The sequence below is a fragment of the Kitasatospora sp. NPDC127121 genome (genome assembly GCF_042677305.1).
Taxonomy (GTDB): domain Bacteria; phylum Actinomycetota; class Actinomycetes; order Streptomycetales; family Streptomycetaceae; genus Kitasatospora.
Genome location: NZ_JBHXTQ010000066.1, coordinates 19,496 through 38,432, shown reverse-complemented (window position 1 = coordinate 38,432; position 18,937 = coordinate 19,496). Strand labels below are relative to the sequence as shown.

General features: G+C 74.5%; 18 protein-coding genes. 8 read left to right on the top strand and 10 right to left on the bottom strand.

Annotated elements, in window-relative coordinates:
* Positions 1 to 52: 52 nt before the first annotated feature.
* The gene (locus ACFVHI_RS27435) at positions 53 to 496 is read right to left on the bottom strand and encodes a DUF3499 domain-containing protein (RefSeq protein WP_079136306.1); all 444 of its coding nucleotides are present in this window, start codon (positions 494 to 496) and stop codon (positions 53 to 55) included.
* An 85-nt stretch (positions 497 to 581) separates the two neighbouring features.
* On the opposite strand from ACFVHI_RS27435, the gene ACFVHI_RS27430 reads away from it, so the two are divergent.
* A complete protein-coding gene (locus ACFVHI_RS27430) occupies positions 582 to 1,034 on the top strand; it encodes a metallopeptidase family protein (protein ID WP_079135840.1) in 453 nt (150 codons plus the stop codon).
* A gap of 53 nt (positions 1,035 to 1,087) precedes the next feature.
* On the opposite strand, the gene ACFVHI_RS27425 is transcribed toward ACFVHI_RS27430, so the two are convergent.
* The 3 genes from ACFVHI_RS27425 to ACFVHI_RS27415 form a co-directional block, all read right to left on the bottom strand.
* Positions 1,088 to 2,809, bottom strand: a complete 1,722-nt coding sequence (locus tag ACFVHI_RS27425) for a DUF5719 family protein (RefSeq protein ID WP_380343733.1) — start codon at positions 2,807 to 2,809, stop codon at positions 1,088 to 1,090.
* 6 nt (positions 2,810 to 2,815) lie between these two features.
* Positions 2,816 to 6,667, bottom strand: a complete 3,852-nt coding sequence (locus ACFVHI_RS27420) for a glycosyltransferase family 2 protein (protein WP_380343730.1) — start codon at positions 6,665 to 6,667, stop codon at positions 2,816 to 2,818.
* 217 nt (positions 6,668 to 6,884) lie between these two features.
* Complete coding sequence (locus tag ACFVHI_RS27415; protein ID WP_063349134.1) at positions 6,885 to 7,157, bottom strand: WhiB family transcriptional regulator; 273 nt, start codon at positions 7,155 to 7,157, stop codon at positions 6,885 to 6,887.
* A 629-nt stretch (positions 7,158 to 7,786) separates the two neighbouring features.
* On the opposite strand from ACFVHI_RS27415, the gene ACFVHI_RS27410 reads away from it, so the two are divergent.
* The 3 genes from ACFVHI_RS27410 to ACFVHI_RS27400 all read left to right on the top strand — a co-directional run bounded on the left by ACFVHI_RS27410 (position 7,787) and on the right by ACFVHI_RS27400 (position 10,801).
* Positions 7,787 to 8,404, top strand: coding sequence for a cysteine dioxygenase (locus ACFVHI_RS27410; protein ID WP_380343753.1), 618 nt, complete (start codon positions 7,787 to 7,789; stop codon positions 8,402 to 8,404).
* A 116-nt stretch (positions 8,405 to 8,520) separates the two neighbouring features.
* Positions 8,521 to 9,480, top strand: a complete 960-nt coding sequence (gene cofD, locus ACFVHI_RS27405) for a 2-phospho-L-lactate transferase (protein ID WP_363377420.1) — start codon at positions 8,521 to 8,523, stop codon at positions 9,478 to 9,480.
* Between the two features lie 28 nt (positions 9,481 to 9,508).
* On the top strand, positions 9,509 to 10,801 hold the full coding sequence (locus ACFVHI_RS27400) for a coenzyme F420-0:L-glutamate ligase (RefSeq protein WP_380343726.1): 1,293 nt from the start codon (positions 9,509 to 9,511) through the stop codon (positions 10,799 to 10,801).
* A 4-nt stretch (positions 10,802 to 10,805) separates the two neighbouring features.
* On the opposite strand, the gene ACFVHI_RS27395 is transcribed toward ACFVHI_RS27400, so the two are convergent.
* The 5 genes from ACFVHI_RS27395 to ACFVHI_RS27375 all read right to left on the bottom strand — a co-directional run bounded on the left by ACFVHI_RS27395 (position 10,806) and on the right by ACFVHI_RS27375 (position 13,161).
* On the bottom strand, positions 10,806 to 11,075 hold the full coding sequence (locus ACFVHI_RS27395) for a type II toxin-antitoxin system RelE/ParE family toxin (RefSeq protein ID WP_063349131.1): 270 nt from the start codon (positions 11,073 to 11,075) through the stop codon (positions 10,806 to 10,808).
* Positions 11,072 to 11,344: a type II toxin-antitoxin system Phd/YefM family antitoxin gene (locus ACFVHI_RS27390; protein ID WP_063349130.1), complete on the bottom strand. Its 273-nt coding sequence runs from the start codon at positions 11,342 to 11,344 to the stop codon at positions 11,072 to 11,074. Before ACFVHI_RS27390 ends, ACFVHI_RS27395 begins: the two co-directional genes overlap by 4 nt.
* Positions 11,345 to 11,472: 128 nt before the next feature.
* A complete protein-coding gene (locus ACFVHI_RS27385; RefSeq protein ID WP_063349129.1) occupies positions 11,473 to 11,919 on the bottom strand; it encodes a PIN domain-containing protein in 447 nt (148 codons plus the stop codon).
* Positions 11,916 to 12,170, bottom strand: coding sequence for a type II toxin-antitoxin system Phd/YefM family antitoxin (locus ACFVHI_RS27380; protein WP_063349128.1), 255 nt, complete (start codon positions 12,168 to 12,170; stop codon positions 11,916 to 11,918). The genes ACFVHI_RS27385 and ACFVHI_RS27380 overlap by 4 nt, the downstream gene beginning before the upstream one ends.
* Positions 12,171 to 12,195: 25 nt before the next feature.
* A complete protein-coding gene (locus ACFVHI_RS27375; RefSeq protein WP_380343721.1) occupies positions 12,196 to 13,161 on the bottom strand; it encodes a DNA-3-methyladenine glycosylase family protein in 966 nt (321 codons plus the stop codon).
* Between the two features lie 6 nt (positions 13,162 to 13,167).
* On the opposite strand from ACFVHI_RS27375, the gene ACFVHI_RS27370 reads away from it, so the two are divergent.
* The gene (locus tag ACFVHI_RS27370) at positions 13,168 to 13,659 is read left to right on the top strand and encodes an SgcJ/EcaC family oxidoreductase (protein ID WP_063349126.1); all 492 of its coding nucleotides are present in this window, start codon (positions 13,168 to 13,170) and stop codon (positions 13,657 to 13,659) included.
* A 19-nt stretch (positions 13,660 to 13,678) separates the two neighbouring features.
* Here ACFVHI_RS27370 and ACFVHI_RS27365 read toward each other — a convergent pair whose 3' ends face one another.
* Positions 13,679 to 14,791 (bottom strand): peptidoglycan recognition protein, encoded by a 1,113-nt coding sequence (locus tag ACFVHI_RS27365; protein WP_380343718.1) that lies wholly within the window; start codon positions 14,789 to 14,791, stop codon positions 13,679 to 13,681.
* Positions 14,792 to 14,895: 104 nt separating this feature from the next.
* Here ACFVHI_RS27365 and ACFVHI_RS27360 point away from each other — a divergent pair, with 104 nt between their 5' ends.
* The 3 genes from ACFVHI_RS27360 (at position 14,896) to ACFVHI_RS27350 (ending at position 18,933) form a co-directional block, all read left to right on the top strand.
* Positions 14,896 to 15,687 (top strand): TIGR03089 family protein, encoded by a 792-nt coding sequence (locus ACFVHI_RS27360; protein WP_380343716.1) that lies wholly within the window; start codon positions 14,896 to 14,898, stop codon positions 15,685 to 15,687.
* A 36-nt stretch (positions 15,688 to 15,723) separates the two neighbouring features.
* A complete protein-coding gene (locus ACFVHI_RS27355; protein WP_380343713.1) occupies positions 15,724 to 17,082 on the top strand; it encodes an LCP family protein in 1,359 nt (452 codons plus the stop codon).
* A gap of 192 nt (positions 17,083 to 17,274) precedes the next feature.
* Entirely contained in the window at positions 17,275 to 18,933 is a 1,659-nt protein-coding gene (locus ACFVHI_RS27350) for an LCP family protein (RefSeq protein WP_380343710.1), read from the top strand.
* Positions 18,934 to 18,937 lie beyond the last annotated feature (4 nt).

The window sequence follows — 18,937 nt, the reverse complement described above, 5'->3', positions numbered from 1 at the left end:
GGACGAACGCCCGGTGCAGGCCCGGGCGGGGTACGGCGTCGGCTGTGCGGCGTCAGTTGTCCGGCGAGCGCAGGACGCGCAGGTGGCCGCGGCGGCCGCCCTCGGTGGACTCGCCCTCGGACCCGCGGCCCTGACGGGGGGTCTGCGGCCGGGCGGCCTCGCGGACGGCGTTGGCGAGGGCCTCCAGGTCGTCGCTGCTGCGGCGCAGCGGCCCGGCCTCGGCGGCCAGCCGGACGACCTCCCAGCCGCGCGGGGCGGTGAGGCGCTCGGCGTGCTCGGCGCACAGGTCGTAGCAGTGCGGCTCGGCGTAGGTGGCGAGCGGGCCCAGGACAGCGGTGGAGTCCGCGTAGACGTACGTCAGCGTCGCGACGGCCGGCCGGCCGCACGCGGTCCGCGAACAACGACGTACAGAGCTCACGAGGGTGGACGGTACCGCACTCCTCGCCGGGGAGCGAAGACCGCCTGTCCGGCGGGTGTGCCGTGTCGCGGTCCGCACGCCGGTCCACGCCTCCGCCGCCTCGGGCGTTTCCCCGTCGGAGTAGTCCACTTCCGACCGTCCAAGGACTACCCTCGGCAGTGATATGGACAGCTCTGCACCGCAGTCATCGACGGGACCCTCGCGCCGTCCCCGGCATCGCGACCGGCACGGCAGGGGGCTGCGCGGCCCGCTGGCGCCGCCCCAGGTGCCGATCTCGCTCACCCGCTCCGAACTGTTCGACGACTACGTGCGCGAATCGGTGGAGCGTCTTGAACGGCGCTGGCCGCAGCTGATCGAAGTGGAGTTCGCCGTCCAGGAGGTGCCGCTGCACGAGCCCGACGCGGCCGACGGCGAGGACGGCGTGCCGCTGGGGCGGGTGTTGCCGGGCAAGCAGGGGCGCAAGAGCCAGATCGTGGTGTACCGGCGGCCGGTGGAGATCCGGGCGAAGACCCGGGAGGACCGCGCGGCGCTGGTGCACGAGATCCTGATCGAGCAGGTGGCAGAGCTGCTGGGACTGTCCCCGGACGCCATCGACCCGCGCTACGACGAGGACTGAGCACGCGGACGGGGCGGTACCCGGGCCTGCCGGGTACCGCCCCATCCGGTCGGTCAGCGCAGGACGACGCCCGGATCCTGGCCGGCCTGCGGGACCCTGACGGTGCTGTGGTCGTCGCGCAGCGCCTGGATGGTGAACATCGGCACGTCCTTGGCGGGCAGCGAGAGCATCCGGGCGGCCATCACCGGGCCGCCGGAGACGGTCTCGACGGTGAGCGCGAAGCTGCCGTTCAGCCCACCGGGCTCGGGCGCCGGGAGGGCGACCGTGCCGCCGGCCGGCAGCTGGACGTCCTTGCTCACCGGGGTGCCGCCGCCGCTGCCGGCCGAGGCGGTGACCCGGACGGTGGCGGCGTCGCCGGCGGAGGTCAGGAACAGCGTGGACGCGCCGGCCCGGTTGTCGGCGACCGTGGCGCGGGCCCCGACCGGGCCGGTACCGGTGAGCCAGGCCGCGTCGCTCTTGCCGCCGCCCCCGGCCCGGTCGACCCGCAGGCCGGCCACGACCCGGGTCGGGTGCTTGTCGTCGGTGGGCGACAGCCGCAGCCCGGCGACCTCGTCTCGGGTGACCTTGCCGAGGTCGACGGCGGCCACCATGCCCGCCTTGATGTGGATGGACTCGTTGCCGGCCGGGGTGAACCAGCCGTTCTTGCCGGACAGCTGGATCTTCAGGTCGGCGTCGTCCTCCGGCGGCGCCCAGACCACCAGGTGGGCGGCGGAGGTGTCGGCGGGCAGGCCGGGCAGCACCTGGGTGGCCGCCGGCTCGGCCGAGGCCGGGATCCAGTCGGCGCCCTTGGCACCGTCGGCGGCGTGCAGCGCGGCACCGACCCGCCCGCTGCGGGCGACCACGTGCACGGCGAGGTCGTTGACCGCGCCCTTGCTGATCGTCGGCAGCAGCACGGACTGGGAGCTGCCGGGGGCGACGGTGATGCCGTTGGCGGCGTCGTTCTCGATCAGGCCCTTGTCGCCGTACAGCTTGATGTCGACCACGGCGGCGGAGGACTCGGTGTTCACCAGGCTGACGTAGTCGACCCGGTCGCCGGCCGTGCTGGCCCCGGCGAACCAGAAGCTTGTCCCGGCGGGGGTGCAGGTGAGGCCGGACAGGCCGAGGCCGCGCTGCTCGGTGACCACGGTGGTCTGGGTGACGGTGAAGCCGGGGGCGAGGGCTCCGGTGGCGACGGCCCCGGTGCCGGGCGCGGTGTCGCCGTTGGCGGCCGGGCCGGTGGCCGGGGCGCCGGGCTTGGCCAGGGTCAGCCGGGCGTCGGCGGGCGCGGCGCCCTTGTCCGGGGCGGCCGGGGCGGCCGAGCCGGACGGCGCGGCGGGGGCGCCGGACGCCGGGGCGGAGGGGGCGGTGGTCGGCGGGGTCGCGGGCGCGGCGGCGTCGGAGAGCCAGCCGGCCCAGGAGGAGGGTCCGCCCGACCCGTCGGGGGTGTAGGCGGTGAGCGTGGTCGAGCCGGTCAGGCCCTGGAGCGGCTGCGGGCAGACCGCCGCCGTGCGCTCGACCTGCGCGGTGGTCGGGGCGACGCCGCCGTCCGCCTTGGCGGGGGCGGCCGGCGGGCGCGTCTCGGCGATCCCAAACACCGCCGCGAGCACGACGGCCGCGGCCAGCAGGGACTGCGTGGTCCTGGTGCCCCCGGACCGCCCGGCCGGCCGGGCGGAGGCCGCGGGCTCCGGCGCCTGGGCCGGGGCGGGCCCGGACTGCCCGGCCTCGACGGCCTCTGCGGCCTCCGTCGGCTCGACGGCCTCGGGCGCGGACTTCTTCCTGAATGCGGGCTTCTTCATCGCGGGTCAGCTCCCCGATCCGTGCTGGTGCGGGTACCGGCCCGTGCCGTTGGGGTCGTTCGGGTCGTTGGGGTCGTAGTAGGGCTCGGCCTGCGGCTGCCCCGGCACCCACGGCTGCTGGTGCTCCGTCTGCTGGTAGGGCTGCTGCTCGTAGCCGTACTGCTGCTCCTGCGGGTACGGCTGCTGCTCGTAGCCCTGCTGCGGGTACGCCTGCGGCTGGTAGCCCTCGTAGCCCTGGCCGTCGTACCCCTGGCCGCCGTACGGCGCGGCCACCGGCTGCTGGGCCGCGTACTGGTCGTAGCTGTACGGGTCGGCCTGCTGGTACGTCTGGTACGGGTCGGCGTACGGCTCGGTCTCCTGGACGGCGGCGGCCGCCTGGACCGCCTCGGCCATCGGCTCGCCGGCCGGCTGCGCCGGGATCGCGCCCGGCGGGCCCTCGTACACCCCGCCGTCCTCGCCGCCCTCGCCGCGCTCGGCCATCCGGCGGGCCCGGCGGCTGCCGGGGGCGGGCGCCTGCGCCTGGGCCGCGGCGGCCAGCGCGGCGGCGGCCACCACTTCCTCGGGCAGGTCGTCGTCCTTGTGGCTGCGGCGTCCGGGCAGGGCCAGCACCAGGATGGTCAGGCCGAGCAGCACCTGGGCCCAGATCCAGCCGGTGTGCGCGAAGCCGTCCTCCCGGGTGACGGTCAGCTTGCCGCCGCCGGCCGGGAGCTTGAAGCCCTGCGCCCAGCCGTCGACCGTGACGGACTCCAGCGCGGTGCCGCCCACGGTGGCCTTCCACTCGGGGGCGGCGGACTCGGCGAGCCGCAGCACCCGGCCGTCCGGGCCGGCCGGGACGGTGGCGGTGAGGTCGCGGGCCCCGGCCGGGACGACCACCGGGGCGGCGCCCGGAGCGGTGATCACCGCGCGGACGGCGGGGGCGCCGGTGACCTGCCAGAGCGCGGAGTCGCCGTCCTGGTTGGCCTTCACCAGGCCGGGGGTGGTGTCCAGGACGTCCTTGTAGGTGCCGATCACCGACTGCTGGACCAGCACGTAGGCGATGCCGTAGCCGGAGAGCGCACCGGCCTGGTCGGCGCCGGAACCGGCCAGCAGGCTGCCGACCATCTTGTTCAGGCCGTCCTGGGTGCCGGTCGACGGGTCGACGGTGGACTCGGCCTGGCCGAGCGTCAGGCCCGCGCCGCGGACCACGGTGTAGCGGACCGCGCCGCCGCCCGGGTCGCCGGTGACGACCAGGGTGCGGGAGCGGTCGGTGGTGCCGGCCTCCTCCGCGATGAACGCGGGCACCTGGCCGGCCTGGGCCCGGTGCAGCGGCTTGCCGGCGCCGGTGAGCGCCCACCACAGGCCGGTGCCCAGCGGGGCCAGCACCGCGGCGGCCACCACCAGCGCGGCCACCGGCTGGCGCCAGCCGAAGGCGATCCCCGCCACGCGGGCGTTGGCGCCGTCGGCACCGATCGCGGCGGCCGCCAGCAGGGCGATCCCGGCGATCAGCGAGGCCGGACCGGCCCAGGCGGGCACCGCCGGGCCGCCGGAGGCCGGGGTGACGGAGGTGCCCGCCACCGCGACCGCGAAGACCAGACCCGCACCGGCCGCACCCCAGGCGGACAGCACCGCACGGCGGCGGTCGGCGCGCAGCAGCGCGGCGAGCGCGGCGAGCACCACGCCGGCCGACAGCCAGACCGGCGGCACCCCGGCGCCGCCCGGGTTGACCAGCAGCAGGCCGGCCGCGCTCGCACCGGTGCCGTGCAGGCCGGGCAGGCCGGCCTCCAGCAGCAGCCACTGCGGGTGCGCCAGCACCGACAGCGACCACGGCGCCAGCACCAGGACGGGCAGCGCGAGGATCACCAGGACGCGCAGGCCGAGCAGGCGCAGCGCGGCGCCGCCCGAGCCGAAGGCACCGCCGCGGACCACCGCGACGACCAGCGTCGCCAGGCACAGCGGCAGGGCGAGCGCCCAGGTCAACGGCACGAAGGAGGTGGCCAGGGTGAGCAGCAGGACGGTCATCCAGACCGGCCGCCACCCCGGGCGGGCGCCCTTGGCGGCGCTCTCGTCGCGGATGCCGAGACCGGCCGCGATCGCGGCGGCGCGGGCCAGCGGCGGCAGCAGCACGGCGAGGACGGCGGTGCCGATCCGGCCCTGGGCGAGCGCGCCGGTCGCGGCGGGCAGCAGCGCGTAGGCGGCGCTGGCCCAGGCCCGGACGAGCTTGGAGTCCAGCAGCGGCCGGGACACCAGGTAGGCGCTGACCGCGGACAGCGGCACGGTGAGCATGACCAGCAGGGTGAGCGCGAGGTCGGCGTGGTCGAACAGCACCCAGGACAGCACCGCGAGCACGCCGAGGTACGGCGGCGCGGCGGCGGCGGAGCCGGTGCCGATCGGGTGCCAGGCGTCCGCGTACATCGACCAGAGGCCGCCGGCGCCGTCGGTGGCCGGCAGCAGGGCGCCGCCGAACAGCTCGCCGCTGCCGAACAGGCCGCGGCAGGCGATCAGGGCGAACACCAGCAGGGCCGCGAACAGCACCGGCGCCGGACGCCGGGCCAGCTTCTTGATCAGCGTGAACTGCTCGACGACCAGGTCCTCGTCGTCCTCGCCGCCCGGCCCGGCCTCGACCGTGCCGTGCCGGCCGGTGTCGTCCCCTCCCCCTATGCCGAGGGAGCCGATCACGCCCTCGACGGCGAGCCGGGCGGTGGCGCCGGGCGGCGGGAAGAGCGTGCGGTCGTCCAGGGCGTCGGCGGCCCGGGTGCGGGCGCGCTGCTTGCGCGCGGCCAGCAGCCGGGGGAAGCGGACGAGTTCGTGGCCGAGGCCGGTGAGCTCGTCGAAGGCCTGGCGCGGGTCCTTGCCGAGCAGGTTGGTGACGGCCCGCAGCAGGGTGCCGAGCACCAGCCGCAGCAGGACGTAAGGGAAGAGCGCGCCCTTGCAGTTGGCGAGCAGGGTGTAGACGGCGCCGGCCTTGTCCACCCGGTGCGGGTGGGCGGGGCCGCAGTCGATGGCGCGGCGCTCGCGGCTGGCCGCCTCGGCGTGCCGCAGCACGGCGTCAGGGGCGACCACCACGCGGTGGCCGGCGGCGTTGACCCGCCAGCAGAAGTCGGCGTCGTCGCGCATCAGCGGCAGCGCCTTGTCGAAGCCGCCGAGTTCCTCGAAGACGTCGCGGCGCACCAGCATGCCGGCGCTGGAGACGGCGAGCACCGGGCGGACCTGGTCATGCTGGCCCTGGTCCTGCTCGCGGCGGTCGAGGCCGGTCCAGCGGCGGCCGGAGCGGGCGATGGTGACGCCGACCTCCAGCAGCTGGCGGCGGTCGTACCAGCTGCGCAGCTTGGGGCCGACCACGGCGGCGCTGGGGGTGGAGTCGGCGACCTGGAGCAGCCGGCGCAGCGCGTCGGTCTGCGGCTCGCAGTCGTCGTGCAGCAGCCAGAGCCATTCGACGGGCTGGGTCTCGCGCGGGCCGCCGCGGCCGAGGTCGTCCTCCTGGGCGAGCGGGTCGCCGAAGTCGTCCCAGCCGCCGGTGACCGGGTCGTAGCCGGAGGGGTCGAGCCGGTACGGCAGGTCCTCCGGGCGCAGCGGCGGGCTGCCGAAGACGGCCTCGGCGACGGCGGTGCCGAAGCCGGCCCGGCGGCCGAGGAGCAGCGGGCCGCTCTCGGGCAGCCAGTCGGCGAGGGTGTCCGCGAGCAGTTGCGGAGAGTTGTCGGTGGAACCGGTGTCGACCGCGAGCACCCGCTGGACCTGGCGGTCCTGGCCGAGCAGGCCGGCGAGGGCCTGCGGCAGCCAGCGGGCCCCGTCGTGCGAGACGATCACCGCGGTGACCAGGTGGCGCGGGTAGGCGGGCGGCCTGGCAGCGGTGAAGCCGCTCTGGTGGCTGTAGACGGTCATCGAGTGCGCGGGCCTCAGTTCTCGGTGGACACAGCCGGTGAACGGCAACCGGATGGCGCACCACACTAACGGCTCCGGATGGCGGCTTCGTCCGCGGTGCCGGTGCGGGACCGGTGAAGAGCCGACAGGGAACACGAAAGCGCCCCACCGCCGCGGTGAGGCGCCCGTACTGCCGTGTGGTTGTCGAAGGGTCAGCGGGGGTCGGCGGCCGCCCCGGTCAGACCGCGCTCTTCTTGAGCCGACGGCGCTCGCGCTCGGAGAGTCCGCCCCAGATGCCGAACCGCTCGTCATTGGCGAGGGCGTACTCCAGGCATTCCGAACGGACCTCGCAGGCGAGGCAGACCTTCTTGGCCTCGCGCGTGGAGCCGCCCTTCTCGGGGAAGAAGGACTCGGGGTCGGTCTGGGCGCACAACGCGCGCTCCTGCCAACCGAGTTCCTCTTCCTCCTCCGCGATGCCGTCACCGATCAACAGCTCAAAGAGCTCGCTCATGTGGCGCGCCTCCTCTGCCCCTACTTGGCGTCCCCGTGGTTGCCGTTGCCTCGTGCGGCCGACGACACGAGTGAAATTACAGTTGCGTCACTCTGGCTCAGTCAAGCCGAGCTCTGGTATTGGGGCGAGGATTCACTCCCCGGCACCAAGCCGTTACGAATAGTGTACATATTCGGACACATTGGACCTTCGATCCGAAAGCCCTGAACGGCGTCGAACCAGCCACAACCCTTCGGCGAGTGACGCTCGGTCACCATCACAGGCCGGTCATCGCCCTGCCTTCCCGGCGATCTTCCCATCGAAACATAGAGCGTGATTTATCACCCCATCCGGGCAACTTCTTGGCGTAACCCTCTCGAATGCCGCATCCCTGTGTTTGACACCGGCCCCACGGATGCGGTCTCCTTTCCCCTATGTCAGAGTTCGCCAGCCCCCGGAGCGGTTCCACGCTCCGCCGTGCCGTGAACTCTTGTTGTCGCCTCTGCTCCTGCTGTATCTAGGCGCCCGCGTCCCACCGCGCGCCGCCCCCAGGAAGCACAGAGGCCGCCCGCGATTCCCGTCCCAGGACATCCCGGATCCGGCTGATCCCCGACGAACCAGCCGCCACTCCGAGGACGACTCCCGTGCGTATGACCCGCATCCGCAAGCGGAACCGCGACCGCAACAAACTCGCCCGCCCAAACCCCTCCCCCGCCGTGCCCGCCGCGCCCGCCCGGGGCTGGACCGACGGCCTCAGCGACGTCTCCATCGCCGGCGACCCGCTCGCCTTCCCGCACCTGGCCCGCACCGACCTGCCCCGCCACCCCACCACCGTGGCCGGCCACGCCCGGCTGATCCGCGAGATCGCCGCCGACCGCGCCCGCTGGGAACCCCTGGTCCGCTACGACGCGCTCACCCGCTGGTACGCCCGGCTGGAGACCGGCCCCGGCTACGAGGTCTGGCTGCTCAGCTGGCTGCCCGGCCAGAGCAGCGGCTTCCACGACCACGGCGAGTCCTCCGGCGTGATGACCGTCGTCCAGGGCGAGCTGATCGAGCGCTCGCTCACCCGCGCCGGCGAGGGAGCCCGCACCCTGCGCCCCGGCGGGCAGCGGGTCTTCTCCTCCGGCTACCTCCACGAGGTGGTCAACGGCACGCTCGAACCCGCCGTCTCCATCCACCTCTACACCCCGGGCCTCACCGAGATGAACCAGTACGGCGGCACCGCCGTCCCCGAGCAGCACCCGCAGGCCCAGGCCGAGGCACACTGAGCACCCGCCCGCGTCAGCCCGGCCGCCGCACCCGCCGCCGCACCCGCCGTCGCACCCGCCGGCGACCGGGCCGGCGACCGGGCTGACGGGCAGTCGGACCGTGGCAGGATGAACCCATGCGCATCGTGGCACTGGCAGGCGGAATCGGCGGAGCGCGCTTCCTGCGCGGACTCCTCGCGGCGGTCGGACCGCAGGACGAGATCACCGTCATCGGCAACACCGGCGACGACATCCACCTCTACGGCCTCAAGGTCTGTCCCGACCTCGACACCGTGATGTACACCCTCGGCGGCGGCATCCACGAGGAGCAGGGCTGGGGCCGCACCGACGAGACCTGGTCGATCAAGGCCGAGATGAAGGAGTACGGCGTCGGCCCCGAGTGGTTCGGGCTCGGCGACCGCGACTTCGCCACCCACCTCGTCCGCAGCCAGATGCTCACCGCCGGCTACAGCCTCAGCCAGGTCACCGAGGCGCTGTGCGTGCGCTGGAAGCCCGGCGTACGGCTGCTGCCGATGAGCGACGACCGGGTCGAGACCCACGTGCGGATCACCGACGAGCAGGGCACCCGGGCGATCCACTTCCAGGAGTACTGGGTCAGGCTGCACGCCGCCGTCGACGCCGAGGCGATCATCCCGGTCGGCGCCGACACCGCGAAGCCCGCGCCCGGCGTCCTGGAGGCCCTCGCCGCCGCCGACGTCATCCTCTTCCCGCCGTCCAACCCGGTCGTCTCCATCGGCACCATCCTCGCCGTCCCCGGCATCCGGGAGGCCGTCGCCGCCGCCCCCGCCCCCGTCGTCGGGCTCTCCCCGATCATCGGCGGCGCCCCGGTGCGCGGCATGGCCGACAAGGTGCTCGCCGCCGTCGGCGTCGAGGCCACCGCGGAGGCGGTCGCACTGAACTACGGCTCCGCACTCATCGACGGCTGGCTCGTCGACACCGCCGACCAGGCCTCGGTCGCCGCCGTCGAAGCCGCCGGGATCGCCTGCCGGGCCGTCCCGCTGCTGATGACCGACGTCGAGGCCACCGCCGAGATGGCCCGGGCCGCCCTCGCCCTCGCCGAGCAGGTGCGCAAGTGAGCGGGCGCGGGCGCAGCGGGGCGGGCGCATGAGCCTGCAGATCCTGCCGGTCGAAGGGCTGCCGGAGATCGACGCCGGGACCGACCTCGCCGCGCTGCTCGCCAAGGCCGGCGAGTACCAGGACGGCGACATCCTGATCGTCACCTCGAAGATCGTCAGCAAGGCCGAGGGCCGGCTGCTGCACGCCGCCGACCGCGAGGCCGCGATCGAGGCCGAGACCGTCCGGGTGGTCGCCCGGCGCGGCCACGCCCGGATCGTCGAGAACCGCAACGGCTTCGTCATGGCCGCCGCCGGCGTCGACGCCTCCAACACCGCCCCCGGCACCGTCCTGCTGCTGCCCGAGGACCCGGACGCCTCCGCCCGCGCCCTGCGCGGGCGGCTCCAGCAGCTCACCGGCCGCCGGCTCGCCGTCGTCGTCACCGACACCTTCGGCCGGCCCTGGCGCACCGGGCTCACCGACGTCGCCATCGGCGCCGCCGGGCTGTCCGTGCTGGAGGACCACCGCGGGCGCACCGACAGCCACGGCAACGAGCTGGCGCTCACCGTCACCGCCACCGCCGACGAACTCGCCGCCGCCGCCGACCTGGTGAAGGGCAAGACCAGCGGCGTGCCGGTCGCCGTCGTCCGCGGGCTCAGCCACCTCGTCACCGCCGAGGACGGCGACGGCACCCGGCCGCTGGTCCGCTCCGCCGTCGACGACATGTTCCGGCTCGGCACCTCCGAGGCGCTGCGCCAGGCCGTCACCCTGCGGCGCACCGTCCGCTCCTTCACCGACACCCCGGTCGACCCCGGCGCCGTGCGCCGCGCCGTCGCCGCCGCCGTCACCGCGCCCGCCCCGCACCACACCACGCCGTGGCGGTTCGTCCTGCTGGAGACGGCGCAGGCCCGCACCCGGCTGCTCGACGCGATGCTCGCCGCCTGGCAGCGCGACCTGCGCGAACTCGACGGCTGGGACGACGCCCGGATCGCCCGCCGCACCGCCCGCGGCGACGTCCTGCGCGAGGCGCCCTACCTGGTGGTGCCCTGCCTCGTCATGGACGGCTCGCACCACTACCCCGACCAGCGGCGCGCCGCCGCCGAACGGGAGATGTTCACCGTCGCCGCCGGCGCCGCCGTGCAGAACCTCCTGGTCGCCCTCACCGGCGAGGGCTACGGCTCCGCCTGGGTGTCGTCCACCATGTTCTGCCGCGACACCGTCCGCGCGGCCCTCGACCTCCCGGACGGCTGGGACCCGATGGGCGCCATCGCCGTCGGCCGCCCCGCCGAACCCCCGCGCGAACGCCCGGACCGCAGCGCCGACACCTTCATCGAGGTGCGGTAGCGGTTCAGAGACCGCGATAGATCTCGCGGCGATTGCCAACGGCCACCACGAGGATCACCAGCACGCCGTCGTGGATCTCGTAGGCCACACGGTAGACGCCGACGCGGAGGCGGTAGAGGCCGTCGTGACCCGCCAGCTTCTTGACATCCGGGCCATCGGCGTAAGGGTCCTCGCCGAGAACAGTGAGTGCGGTGAGGATCCGCATCGCATCGACCTGGCTGATGTCACGCAGCTGGCGCCTGGCGTGCGAGGTGAAGCGGAACGCGTACTTCACGCAGCGCTCCCGGAGGAGTCCTTGGGCGAGTCGAACAGGTCGGCCAGGAGCTCGGCCATGGTCACGGTGGGATCGTTCCGGTGCTGCTCGGCCTCACGGGCGAGCAGTTCGTCGGCGGCATCCTCGATGGCATCGAGGATCTCGATCGGCACGACCGCTCCGACCCGCTCGCCCTTCCGAGTGATCACGGTGATCTCGCCGGCCTCGGCCTGGGTGACCACCTCGGCGAGGTTCGCACGCAGTTCCCGGATGCTCAGTGCGTCAGTCATGCATCAAGCGTACACATCGGCGTGTACACCGCACAGCGCTTCCGGTTCATCGCCGCCGGTGGTCGTCGGGGGTGAGGCGCGAACGCCCGGACCGCGGCGCCGACACCTTCATCGAGGTGCGGTGAGGATCAGCCGTCGAGGTCGTCCGGCAGCAGCCGGAAGGCCTTGTGGTTGGTCAGCGGCCTGATCGCACGGAAGTGGCGACGGTCGACGGTCAGCACGGCGTCGGTCCTGAACTCCGCGGCCAGCGCGACGTTGATGGCGTCCGTCAGGCCGATGTCCAGGTCCGGGTACTGCCGCATGACCGCCCGCGCGGTGGCAAGGTGCGCACCCACCTCGGGCACCTCGAAGCGGCCGATCGCACATCGGTCGATGATGTCGTCCAGAACGCGCATCGCCATCGCGGCTCCGAGTGTCCGGTGCGCGAGGTAGTCCAGCTCGGCCAGCACCAGCGGCGAGATGACCAGATGGCCGACCGTACGCAAGGCCTTCAGGCAGGCGTCGTGGTCGGGTTCCTCACCGGCGTATGCGGCGAGCAGGGCGCCGGTGTCACCGACCACCGCGACGTCGGTCACCTGCCGAATCCTTCCATGTGCTGGTCGAGGTCGGCCAGAATGCGCCCGCCGCCGCCGGGGATGACCGGCATGTCGTCGAGCTCCTCCCCCATCGGATCGGTCCGGAAGGGGTAGACGGGTGCGGCCAGGCTCGGCGGCAGGATGGTGGCCACATGCCTGCCGTCCTTGGTGACGGTGACGGTCTCGCCCCGCTCGACGGCTCCTATCACCCTGGCCGTCTGCTGGTTCAGCTCCCGCATGGTTGCTTCCATGCGAGGCAGTGTACTACGGCGTAGTTCATCGCCGCCGGTGGTCGTTGGGGGTGAGGCGGGGGCCGTAGCGGGGGGCGTGGGGGGTGGTCGCCAGCAGGAGGCGGCAGAGGCGGTGGCGGTGCGGGCGGTAGGGCTCCAGCAGGGCGAGCATCTGGGCGTCGTCGCTGCGGGGGCGGCCGGCCAGGGCCCAGCCGACCAGGTTGGGCAGGTGGAAGTCGCCGACCGAGACCGCGTCCGGGTCGCCGTTGCTGCGCTGCAGGGTCTCGGCGGCCGTCCAGGGGCCGACCCCCGGGACGGCGGTGAGCCGGGCGAAGGCCTCGGCGTGGTTCATCGCGGCGGCCTCCTCCAGCCGGGGCGCCAGCCGGACGGCGCGCATGACCGTCGCCGAGCGCTTCGGGTCCACCCCCGCGCGGTGCCACTCCCAGCTCGGCACCAGCGCCCACTCCCGGGCCGACGGCGCCACCCGCATGCCCTCGGCCGGGCCCGGCGCCGCGGTGCCGAAGTCCCGTAGCAGGGTGCGCCAGGCGCGGTAGGCCTCGTCGGTGGTCACCTTCTGTTCCAGGATCGCCGGGACGAGGGACTCCAGGACCAGCCCGGTGCGGGTGAGGCGGACCGCGGCGGTGCGGCGCTGGGCGTCCCGCAGCGGTCCGGGCGGCAGCACCAGGGCCTCCGGGTCGTCCTGCGCGCCCAGCAGCACCGGCAGCCGCTCCAGCAGCCACGTCGCACCCGGGCCCCAGGCGGTCGCCTCCACCTCGCCGGCCGCCGGTCGCGCCAGCACCCGCAGCGTGCCGATCCCGGCCGGGGTCCGGGACGCCCGCCAGAGCGCGCCGTCGCCGGTGGTGCGGTACGCCGGGTCGGCGGGGCCCCGGCGCAGCGGCAGCAGCGTCCGGGCGACGTCCAGCGGGAAACCCGGCCGCCAACGCCGTACCGACTCGCCCGTCACCGCCGCGCACCTCCTCCGCTGTCCGGCTCCACCGCCTTCGTCGACCATGGGGATATGAACGATACGCGGCTGCCGGAGCTGTCCTCCGGGGACGAGAACGCGGTGCGGGCGCTGTACCACCGGGCGCTGGAGGGGTGGAACCAGCAGGACGGTTCGGCCTTCGCCGGGCCGTTCGCCGAGGACGGGGAGGTGATCGGCTTCGACGGCACCCGGCACTGCGGGCGGTCGGTGATCGCCGCCGAACTGGGGCGGCTCTTCGCCGACCACGCGACGCCGGAGTACGTGGCCAGGGTGCGCCGGGTCCGCGCGCTGGGGCCCGGGGTGGCGCAACTGGACGCCGTCGCGGGGCTGGTGCCGGACGCCGCGGAGGACCTGGACCCGGCGCTCAACGCGGTGCAGACGGTGATCGCGGTGAACGCCGGGGCGGGCTGGCGGATCGGGCTGCTGCAGAACACGCCGGCGCGCTACGACCTCCGGCCGGATCTGGCGGCGGCGTTGACGGCGGAGCTGCGGGGGCTGGTCGGGCGGGGGCCGGGGCCGGCGTAGGGCGGTGCGGTGGGGTGCGTCAGGGGGTCTGGAGGTGGGCCGCGGCCGTGCGGAGGGCGGGGAGCCGGGCGTAGAGGGCGTTGCCGGGGCACTCGGTGTTGAAGGCGTCACGGTGGCCGGAGACGGCGTCGAAGTCGACGACGGTGCCCTTGGGGTAGCGGCTGGCGTCGGAGGCGGAGGTGAGCTTGGTGCGGCCGTCGGCTGGGTGGCCGGTGAGACCGAGCTTCCAGCCGGCGATGGCGGCGAGGCCGTCCAGGAGGGGCTGGGGCGGGGCGTCGCCGACGTAGGTGCCGATGGCGGCGACGCCGGCCGAGTCGGTGTTGAAGCCGAGGGTGTGGGCGCCGTGGACGGGCTGGTCGACGCCGCCGGCCCGGCCCTCGTAGACGGTGCCGCAGCGGTCGACCAGGAAGTTGTAGCCGATGTCCCGCCAGCCGCTGCTCTGAACGTGGTACTGGTAGATCGACCTGATCACCCGGGGGGCGTCGGAGCAGGCGTAGTCGGTGGCGGTGGCGGTGTGGTGGACGAACACCTCGTGGACCGGGCCGGTGTACTCGAAGGTCTGGTCGCGCAGGGACTCGTCCGCGCCCCAGCCGGCCCGGGTGACGATGGCGGGGCGCGGGGCCTGGTGGCCGTCGGCGGGGCGGCGGGGCAGGACCCGGGCGGCGGGCGCGGGCGCGCCCTGGCCTGGGTCGACCAGGTCGAGCCGCAGGCCAGGCGGGGGCCCGGCGGGGCCGGGGCGCACCTCGACGGCGACGCCGTCGCTGCGGCCGGTCCACAGGGGCGCGGTGGCGCCGCGCGGGGCGAGGTCGGGGCCGTCCTCGGTGTCGGCCTCCAGGTCGTGCCAGTCGCCCCAGCGGCCGGTGGCCGCGTCCCGGGTGCGGACCCGGACGGCGCCGCCGGCCAGCGCGTCCGCCGGGCCGTCCCAGCCGACGCCGAGGAGTTCGAACAGCCGGGTGGTGCGCGGCGCCAGGGCCGGGCCGGGGCCGAGCGGCAGCGAGGTGACCGACCCGCCGCCGGCGGAGCCGCGGCGCCGGACGCCGTCGGGGTCGGCCGGGCCGGCGGTGGCGGCGGGCTGGAGGAGCAGGGCGACGGTGCAGCCGGCGAGCACGGCGGCCGGGAGGGAAAGGCGCATAAACCGGATGGTGGCGGCAAATCGGGCCACTCGCCACGTCGCCTCGCGCCCGGTCCGCCACCCCTCCCGACGGCCCACTCGAAGGCCGTAGGCTGGGGCGCACCATGACTGCGCATTTCGCTGCCGATGCCCGCACCCCCGTCGAACTGCTGCACGCATATCTGCGAGGCGGCACGTCCACGGTCGATCCCGCGGCCCCGCTGGTCACCTTCTACGACGACGCCACCGGTGAACGGGTGGAACTGTCCGCCCGGACCTTCGACAACTGGGTGGCCAAGACGGCCAACCTCCTCCAGGACGAGTTGAACGCCGGCCCGGGCGACCGGGCCGTACTGCTGCTCCCCGCCCACTGGCAGAGCGCCGTCTGGCTGCTGGCCTGCTGGTCGGTCGGGGTGGCGGTGGTGCCCGGCGGCGACCCGGCCGCCGCCGACCTGGTGGTCAGCGGCCCGGACGGACTGGCGGCCGCCAACGCCTGCGAGGGCGAGCGGGTGGCCCTGGCCCTGCGCCCGCTCGGCGGACGCTTCCCGCAGCGCCCCGACGGCTTCCTCGACTACGCCGCCGAGGTGCCCGGCCAGGGCGACCGCTTCGCGCCGTACTCGCCCGTCGCCCCGGACGGCCACGCGCTGGAGACCGCCGTGGACGGGCTGCCGCTGAAGCTGACCGGCGAGCAGACCGTCGCGCTGGCCCGGGAGGGGGCCGCCCGGCTCGGACTGAAGCCCGGCGACCGGGTGCTGTCCACCTTCTCGTTCGACGACTGGACCGGCCTGGAGGCCGGTCTGCTGGCGCCGCTGGCGGCCGGCGCCTCGGTGGTGCTGTGCCGCAACTCGCAGGGGCTCGACCCCGAGCAGTGGGAGAAGCGGACCGAATCCGAACGGGTGACACTGCGCCTCGGGTAACCCCCGGGTCGGGCCGGGCGGGTAGGGATCCCTGCCATGGCCGAGGACGACACCGCGCACCCCCCGACCGACCCGCCCCCGACGGATGCGCACCCTTCCGAACCCGGACGCCCGCGTCGGCGCCGGCGGTGGCTGATGATCACCGCCGGCGTCGTCGCGTTCCTGCTGGTCGCCACCGGGGCACTGCTCTGGATCGCCTACCGCACGCTGGACGGCAACATCCGCACCGACTCGGCCACCGACCGACTGCTCGCCCGGCTGGAGGCCGAGCGGCCGAGCCGGACCGCCGGGGCCAAGGGCTCCGAGAACATCCTGCTGATCGGCAGCGACGACCGCTCCGGCACCAACTCCTCGTACGGCGGCGAGCCGGGCACCCAGCGCTCGGACACCACGATCCTGCTGCACCTGGCCGCCGACCGGAAGCACGCGACGGCGGTCTCCATCCCGCGCGACGTCATGGTCACCGTCCCCGCCTGCGAGAAGCCCGACGGCACCCGCAGCAAGGCCGGGCTGATGCAGTTCAACTGGGCGTTCGAGATGGGCGGCGCGGCCTGCTCGATCCGCGCCGTCGAGCAGCTCAGCGGCATCCGGATCGACCACTACGTGATCCTCGACTTCAACGGCTTCAAGACGATGGTGAACGCGATCGGCGGGGTCGAGGTGTGCGTCCCGCAGGCGATCCACGACAAGGACGCCAGACTCGACCTGCCCGCCGGGCGGCAGACCCTGCACGGCGAGCAGGCACTCGGCTACGTCCGGGCCCGGGAGAGCCTGGGCGACGGCAGCGACACCCAGCGGATGGGCCGTCAGCAGCAGTTCCTGGCCGCGCTGATCCGCAAGGTGCAGTCGCAGGGCGTGCTGCTGAACCCGGCGCGGCTGTGGCCGGTGCTGGACGCGGCCACCTCCTCGGTCAAGGCGGACGGCGGGCTGTCCTCGCTCGGGGCGCTGTACGACCTCACCCAGGACCTGCGGGACATCCCCTCGGCGGACGTGGTGCTCCTGACCGCGCCGCGCCGCCCGTACCGGTACGACTCGGACCGGGACGAGTTCGTGCAGCCGCAGACCACCCAGTTGTTCACCGCGCTGCGGGACGACCGGTCGGTCGCCGTCCGGCCGCCCGGTTCGGCGCCGTCGCCGGGCGCCGTCGCCGGGGCGGGCGTCGGTGTCGGGGCGGGCGTCGGTGTCGGGGCGGGCGCGAGCCCGAACCCGGTGGCGGCGGGCGCGAGCCCGAGTCCAAGTCCAAGTCCGGTGGCGGCGGGTGCGGGTGCGGGGTCGGACGGGGCGGCCGGGGCCGTGGGAGCTGCGGGGGCTCCGGCGAAGGCGTCACCTTCGGTGGACGCCTCGCCCACCTTCGAGGGACGCACGGCCGACGTGGACGCCTGCGCGCAGCACTGATCGCGGCTGCGCCGCAGGTCGGCGCGGGTTTTCCGGAAATCCCGCACACCCAGGGGACTTTACCCGGCCATTACCTGGACATGGCGCAGATCACACCGGAACGATTCAGCCGTTCGGCTCGTCTAGTGTGTCCGGATCGGCCCGCCGAACGGGCGAGCCGGAGTCGTGACCGGTCGGAGGTAGGGAACCCCCGTGCAGCAGGACAAACCGGAGGTCGATCCCGCCGACCAGTGGACGCGCGACCCGGAAACCGGCCAGTACCGCCTCGACCCGGCCGCCGGCATCCCCGGGCAGCGCCGCCGGACGGCCGACCGGAGAGCCCCCGGGGAGACGCCGGCCACCGAGTCGGCCGGGACCGGGACCGCCGACGTCCCCGGGCCGGGCCGCCGCGACTCCCGGCGGCGGGCGGCCGCCGCCGCCAAGCGGACCCGGCGCCGCCGGGCGCTCAAGTGGACCGCCGGGGCCGGTGCCCTGGTGATGGTCGCGGGCTGCGGCGGGGCGTACTACCTGTACCAGCACTTCAACAGCAACCTGACCTCCGTCAAGGTCCAGCTGGGCAACGAGGAGGAACGGCCCAAGGCCGCCGGGGACGCGCTCAACATCCTGGTGCTGGGCACCGACAGCCGGCAGGGCCTCGGCCGCGAGTACGGCAACGAGGGCAACGTCGGGCACGCCGACACCACGCTGCTGTTCCACATCTCCAAGGACCGCTCCAACGCGACCGCGATCAGCATCCCGCGCGACCTGATGGTGCCGATCCCGGAGTGCCAGAGCGGCAGCGGCAAGAAGATCCCCGGCTCCGCGCGGGACATGTTCAACAACAGCCTCGGCCAGGAGGGGCGCGACCCGGGCTGCACCTGGAAGACCGTCGAGAAGATGACCGGGATTCGGGTCGACCACTTCGTGCAGGTCAACTTCGAGGCGGTGAAGACGCTGTCCAGCGCCGTCGGCGGGGTCGAGGTCTGCGCGGCCAAGGACATCAACGACAAGGACTCGCACCTGAAGATGAGCAAGGGCCGACACGTGGTCCAGGGCGACGAGGCGCTGGCCTTCGTCCGCACCCGGCACGCCGTCGGCTTCGGCGGCGACCTCACCCGCATCCCGCTCCAGCAGCAGTTCATCAGCTCGATGATCCGCAAGATCAAGAGCGACGACACCCTGACCAGCCCGAGCAAGCTCTACAAGCTCGCCGACGCCGCCACCAAGGCGCTCACCGTGGACTCCGGGATCGGCAGCGTCGACAAGCTCAAGGACCTCGCGCTGGACCTCAGCAAGGTGGACACCAAGAACATCACCTTCGCCACCGTGCCGGTCCTGGACGACCCCAAGGACAAGGACCGGCTGGTGCTCAAGCAGCCGGACGCCGGGCAGCTGTTCTCGATGGTCGCGGGCGACCGCTCGCTGACCGAGACCGCCGCCCCCGCCGACGCCGCCACGGCCGCACCGGAGACCGCACCGGCGACCCCGACCGCCGCCGCCCCGACGGTGGACCCCAAGGACGTCCGGGTGACGGTGCGCAACGGCAGCGGGACGCGCGGGCAGTCGGGGCCCACCGTGGAAAAGCTCCGCACCAAGGGTTTCGCCAAGGCCACCCCCGCCCCCGACGCGCCCGTCACCGCGACCACCACGGTGTCCTTCCCGACCGGGCAGGACGCCGCGGCCGCCGCCCTGGCCGCCGCGCTCGGCCTGCCGGGCGACGCCGTCCGGCCGGACCCGAAGGCGGATCCGAAGGGCCCGCTGGTGCTGGTGCTCGGCAAGGACGTCCTCGCCGCTCCGGCGGCGGCCCCGACCGAGGCGCCGAAGGACCTCCAGCGGGTGCAGGCGGACGACACCGATGCGTGCGCCAAGTAGCTAG